Annotated in this window: 5 protein-coding genes and 1 pseudogene; 2 read left to right on the top strand and 4 right to left on the bottom strand. The window is 60.7% G+C overall.

All coding sequences use genetic code 11. The features are described 5' to 3' along the window. Both V6K60_RS09105 and V6K60_RS09110 read right to left on the bottom strand, forming a co-directional pair. Window positions 1-214: pseudogene (locus V6K60_RS09105) on the bottom strand (phenylacetate--CoA ligase family protein); the annotation flags it as partial. Window positions 215-361: 147 nt separating this feature from the next. Next, window positions 362-553, bottom strand: a complete 192-nt coding sequence (locus tag V6K60_RS09110; protein ID WP_332450209.1) for a hypothetical protein — start codon at window positions 551-553, stop codon at window positions 362-364. A 186-nt stretch (window positions 554-739) separates the two neighbouring features. On the opposite strand from V6K60_RS09110, the gene V6K60_RS09115 reads away from it, so the two are divergent. Further along, the gene (locus V6K60_RS09115; RefSeq protein WP_332450210.1) at window positions 740-1,756 is read left to right on the top strand and encodes a GNAT family N-acetyltransferase; all 1,017 of its coding nucleotides are present in this window, start codon (window positions 740-742) and stop codon (window positions 1,754-1,756) included. Window positions 1,757-2,005: 249 nt separating this feature from the next. After that, window positions 2,006-3,037 (top strand): GNAT family N-acetyltransferase, encoded by a 1,032-nt coding sequence (locus V6K60_RS09120; RefSeq protein ID WP_332450211.1) that lies wholly within the window; start codon window positions 2,006-2,008, stop codon window positions 3,035-3,037. Between the two features lie 5 nt (window positions 3,038-3,042). Here the strand turns inward: V6K60_RS09120 and V6K60_RS09125 are convergent, their stop codons facing one another. Both V6K60_RS09125 and V6K60_RS09130 read right to left on the bottom strand, forming a co-directional pair. Continuing rightward, window positions 3,043-4,431, bottom strand: coding sequence for a phenylacetate--CoA ligase family protein (locus V6K60_RS09125; RefSeq protein WP_332450212.1), 1,389 nt, complete (start codon window positions 4,429-4,431; stop codon window positions 3,043-3,045). Between the two features lie 16 nt (window positions 4,432-4,447). Continuing rightward, on the bottom strand, window positions 4,448-5,505 hold a 1,058-nt coding region (locus V6K60_RS09130), incomplete at its 5' end, for a phenylacetate--CoA ligase family protein (protein WP_332450213.1).

A 5,505-nucleotide genomic window follows, 5' to 3' on the forward strand; every position in this document is an offset into this window, starting at 1 on the left:
CGCTGAGGGTTGCGATATCCCCGGGTACAAGCCCGCGTTCGTCGAAGACCCGGCGGTAGTAGGGGACGTTCTCGTAGGCGTGGTCGAGGAGGCGCGAGAGCGCCTCCATCTGGTAGGCCGCGAGTTCCTCCCGGCTCCACCGCCGGGACCGCTGGAGGAGGGCGTAGGTCTTCTGGTAGGCAGAGTATGCGGGGAGGATATGAAGCGCCCTCATCGTCACAGATCTGTCAGGCCGGAGAGCCTTCAATCCCTGATGCCTCATCCACACACCCATCGACACTGCTGATATCGGTACTCTGCATTAAACGTTTGCTCCGGATAACACGGGACGACACCGGCGGGACGGCACGGATATGCGTGTTCAGAAGAAGTTTTCAGAGTACGGGATGGAGACCAGATCTCTGCCGGATGCACGGTGAAAATGCTTCAAGAACTCGGGAAAGAGTTTTTTCTCCGGGATAAGCACCCATATGTCACCATACGCATCCGAACCGTTGCCCTCCCAGGAGCAAAACGAGACATCGTCCATGGCGAGAAGGCGGAGTGCGACCATGCCCCTACCTCACGTGTCGCCGTATATAATAGTTACTGCCGGGAGCAACCCGGGTGGGATGGTCACGTCCGGCCTCCGGGCCTCCCGCTACCGGATTGCACCCGGGCCTGGAGAAAGGTATATAGACCAGAGGGGCGATTAGACGTCGCCGAATAGCCAGCGGGACAACAGGAAGATGGTGACAGAATGACCGTGAGCAGAGTTGACGACAGAGATGCCTGGGACACTTTCATCGACGAGAGTCCGTCCGGGCTCCTCTTTCATAAGTGGGACTACCTCCACCTGACGGCAAAGCATACCGAGAGCACGCTCATCCCCTGTGCGATCTCCAAGGGAGATGAGCTTATCTGCGTCTTCCCGCTCTTCTGCAAGCGGATGCACGGTCTTACCACCGTCTTCTCCCCTCCCCCGCTCACCGTGATCCCTCACCTCGGGTGCGTGATGAGCAGGAACTTCGAGGGGCTCAAACAGAGCAAGAAGGAGTCCCTCCTCGGCATGGTCGCGGATGAGATCCGGGGCGAGCTCGAGGACCTCTCACCGAATTACCTCTCGATAACGTTTGTCCCGGAGTTCAACGACATACGCCACTACCTCTGGAACCGGTGCGAAGCACGGGTCCGGTATACCTACACTATCAACCTGGAGAGACCGCTTGATGACCTCTGGAGCAACCTCCACACCAAACTCCGGAACAAACTGAAGAAGGAGGCCGGAGCCGGTCTCCGGCTGGAGAAGACGACTGATGTCGCCACTTTCCATCACCTCATCGCCGACCGTTTCCGGGACCCGGCACTCGACATCCCGCCCATCAAGCGGGACTACCTCGAAGACCTCGTGCGTGCCTACCCGGAGCAGATCGGGGTATACTTCCTCTACGATGCACAGGATGAGGTCGCGGCCGTGGTGGCGACCCAGGAGTACCGACGGTTCTTGCTCTGGATAGGGACGCCGAAGGTCGAGACGACCCATGCGGCGAACGAGTACCTCCAGTGGCTCCTGATCCAGCGTGCAAAGAGCGAGGGTTACCGGGTCTTCGAGAATATGGGGGCGAACAACCCGGATCTGGCCTTCTTCAAGGCGAAGTTCAACCCGGACCTCTGGATGTACTTCGAGATCGAGGAGAAAGATACCCTCGGGGCGGTCTCCGAGTGGGCGTACCTCACCTTCGTCAAGAAGTTGATGATGACGGCCGGCAGGGTCTAAGCCTCACGTCATCGTATTTTCGATGTTTTCATACAGTTATATCGTCGACAGGCCTGAACTCGAGATGAGATTGATCCCCCTGCATCGGGCGATCGAGAGGTTTCCCCCCGGACCCGGGCCGCTCCTGAAACCACAGAGAACGTTGCGGGTCGCTGTGACCATAAATCCGTGGGAACAACGTATAAGTATAAGTTCCCGCTATCCAGTATCGGGCGCAGCTCGCTCGACCGCTCGCCCAGAAGTCAGGTCATGGTGCTCAAACTCGTGAATGATCGAGAGATCTGGGATTTGTTTGTTGATGCAAGCCCGCATGGGCTGCTTTTCCACAAGTGGGACTACATCACGATCACCGCGCAGCACACGGGATACCGGCTTCTCCCGTACGGGGTCTACAAAGGGGAGGAACTTGTCTGCCTCGTTCCGCTCTACTTCAAGAACGTGCATGGAATGAAGATGCTCTTCTCACCGCCGCCGATGCAGGCGGTCGTCCCCTACCAGGGCCTTGTCCTGGAAAAAGGGTTTGATAGGCTGAAACTGGGCAAGAAGGAGGCGGCCATGGACCTCGTTGCGGCCGACCTCTCCGCGGAGATAGAGGCGATCGCGCCGCACTACTTCTCCCTGATCCTGGTCCCCGGTTGCATCGATGTCCTACAGTTCCTCTGGCGGGGGTATGCTCCGAAGGTCCACTACACCTACACGATCGACCTCTCACGGCCGATCGAGACCATCCAGGGTGACTTCCACTACAAACTCCGCAACAAGATCCGGAGGGCCGAGAAGGCCGGGATGGACCTGGTGAGGAGCACCGACGTCTCGCTGCTGTATACGTCGCTTGTGGAGCGGTTCAGCCAGCCGGAGATGAAGATCCCGATGGTCAGCAAGCGCTACTTTGAGGACCTCTTCCGGGCATACCCGGAGCATCTCGCGACTTACTACCTCTACGACCGGGAAGGCGCACTCACGGGGGCTGTCGCCACCCAGGAGTATCACCGGTTCCTGCTCTGGATGGGGACGCCGCGGCTTGAGGGAGTTCAGGCGGAGAACGAGTACCTCCAGTGGCTCCTGGTTCAGCGTGCACAGTCTGAGGGCTACAGGACCTTTGAGAACATCGGGGCAAATACGCCGGAACTGAACTCCTTCAAATCCAGATTCTGTTCGGATCTCGAGATCTATATGGAGGTCTCCCAGAAAGACAGGGTCGGGGCCCTGGCAGAATGGGCGTACAGTTCCATCATCAATAAACCCTGGCTGAAACGCAGGGTCGTCCCCTACATCGAGTGAGTTCCTCAGAGGTCCCCGATCTCGATCGGGAGCTTCTGGATCAGGTACCGGAACTTGCCGCTCCGGGTGCGGGGGATCTCGTCGACGAACTGGACCTGGACGTTCACCTCATCACCGAGCTGCCACTGGAGCTCGTGGGTCAGCTGCCGGGTGTCCTCCTCGGTGTAGGTCGGCTTCCTGACGACCTTCATGATGAGTTCGCCCGCCTCCTCCTGGTAGAGCTGAAACTGCCTGATGTTCTCGAACGCTCCTGACTCGTAGTTGATCGGTGTGACGGAGATCAGGTGCCCGCCCCGGGTCACGATGAACTCCTGGAGCCTCCCCTCCACCTTCTCAAGCAGCGGATACTGTCTCCCGCAGGAGCACTGCCCCTCTGCGGCAACCGCGACGTCCATGGTCCGGTAACGGATGAGGGGACAGACAAAGTTGGTCAGGTTCGTCGCGATCACCTCCCCCACCGCACCCGGCCCCTCGACGGGCCGACCATCCCGTCCGATCAGTTCGACGATCCCGTATTCGGGGAAGATGTGGTAGCGGGTGCTCTCCTCGCACTCCCCGGCGAGTACTGTCTGTTCAGAGTTCCCGTACCAGGAGAAGACCCGGCACCCGAACGCCCCGGCGAGCAGGTCCCGCTGCCAGGGGTAGAGGTTCTCGGACCCGCAGAGGACCGCCTTCACCGTCGGGAACGGCGCGATCTCGTGTTCTGTCATGTAACGAGCCAGGATCACAGCGATCGACGGGTAGGCCTGGATGAACCGGGGCCGGAACCTCCGGATCCGGTCGATGTAGGCCGGCAACGCCTCCTCGGTCATCTGGTGGGAGGACATGATCAGCCACCGGCCGAAGAGCGCCCGCTTCCAGGCGATCCCGCTCGAGGCCGCGTCCACCACGTGCCCCCGGATGATGACGCACCGGTCGGTGAACCGGTAGCCGACGCGGTCCCACTGGGTCTTCATGAACGCCCATTCCCGGGCACGTGAGGCGCCCCGCTCGTAGTAGAACCCCATGGGGGTGCCGGTGGAGCCGGACGTGCGCACATACTCGAAGGCTGACTCCGGGTAGTTCCGGGCCTTCAGGTCGGCCAGGTTGGCCTGGACGATCTCCTTGGTCAGGAAGGGAAGGAGTTCGAGGTCACCGAGGGTCGTGATATCCCCGGGCACAAGCCCGCGTTCGTCTAAGACCCGGCGGTAGTAGGGGACGTTCTCGTAGGCGTGGTCGAGGAGGCGCGAGAGCGCTTCCATCTGGTAGGCCGCAAGTTCCTCCCGGCTCCACCGCTGGGACCGCTGGAGAAGCGCGTACATATCTCGATAGGTGCGGTAGGACGGCACCAGGCTGAGCGCCTTCACGGTGAGCGGGTTCGCATGGGATGTCCATCTCAACAGACCGGCCTTCATCTGTGCATCTCCGGGATCAGGCGGACAGATCGGAGGGTATGTGCTCAACCGTTCCCACCTCCCTTTCGTTGAAGCGTACCGGCAGATTCTGGACGAAATAACGATACTTGCCGCGGGCGGTGAGCGGGATATCGTCGACATACCGGATAACAATGGTGATGTCGTCGCCGCAGCTCCGGTTTACTTCCCGGTAGAGATACTCCGCATCCTGATCGTTGAATGCACGTTTTCTCACGACGTTCAGGATGACCTCCCCCGCTTTCTCCTGGTAGAACTGGAACTGTTTAACATTATCGAACGCATCGGTGTCGATATTCATGGCGATCCCGGAAAGGAGATCCCCTTTACCCGTCACGATGAAATCCTGAACCCGGCCCTCCACGCGCTCGAGGAGGGGATAAGCACGGCCACAGGCACAGGGCCCCACGGCCGGTATGGCAAGGTCCATGGTTCGGTAGCGGATGAGGGGGCAGACGAGGTTGGTGAGGTTCGTCGCGACCACCTCCCCCATCGCGCCCGGTTCCTTGACGGGCCGGCCGTCCCGCCCGATCAGTTCGACGATGCCGTATTCGGGGAAGATGTGGTAACGGGTGCTCTCCTCGCATTCCCCGGCGAGCACCGTCTGTTCGGAGTTCCCGTACCAGGAAAAGACCCGGCACCCGAACGCCCCGGCGAGCAGGTCCCGCTGCCAGGGGTAGAGGTTCTCGGACCCGCAGAGGACTGCCTTCACCGTCGGGAACGGCGCGATATTGTGCTCGCGCATGTAGCGGGCCAGGATCACGGTCGTGGAGGGGTACCCCTGGATGAACCGGGGCCGGAACCTCCGGATCCGGTCGATGTAGGCCGGCAGGGTCTCCTCGGTCATCTGGTGGGAGGACATCAGCAGCCACCGGCCGCAGAGTGTCTTCTTCCAGAATACGCTGGTCGCAGCGGACCCAACGATGTAGCCCCGGAGGACAACACACCGGTCGGTGAACCGGTAGCCGACGCGGTCCCACTGGGTCTTCATGAACGCCCATTCGCGGGCGCGGGAGGCGCCCCGCTCGTAGTAGAATCCGACCGGGATGCCGGTGG

The sequence above is a fragment of the Methanoculleus sp. genome, from assembly GCF_036677455.1.
GTDB lineage: Archaea > Halobacteriota > Methanomicrobia > Methanomicrobiales > Methanoculleaceae > Methanoculleus.

Coding starts and splice junctions, on each gene's coding strand:
- V6K60_RS09110 (WP_332450209.1), bottom strand. CDS start 553: ATGGTCGCACTCCGCCTTCTCGCCATGGACGATGTCTCGTTTTGCTCC.
- V6K60_RS09115 (WP_332450210.1), top strand. CDS start 740: ATGACCGTGAGCAGAGTTGACGACAGAGATGCCTGGGACACTTTCATC.
- V6K60_RS09125 (WP_332450212.1), bottom strand. CDS start 4,431: ATGAAGGCCGGTCTGTTGAGATGGACATCCCATGCGAACCCGCTCACC.
- V6K60_RS09120 (WP_332450211.1), top strand. CDS start 2,006: ATGGTGCTCAAACTCGTGAATGATCGAGAGATCTGGGATTTGTTTGTT.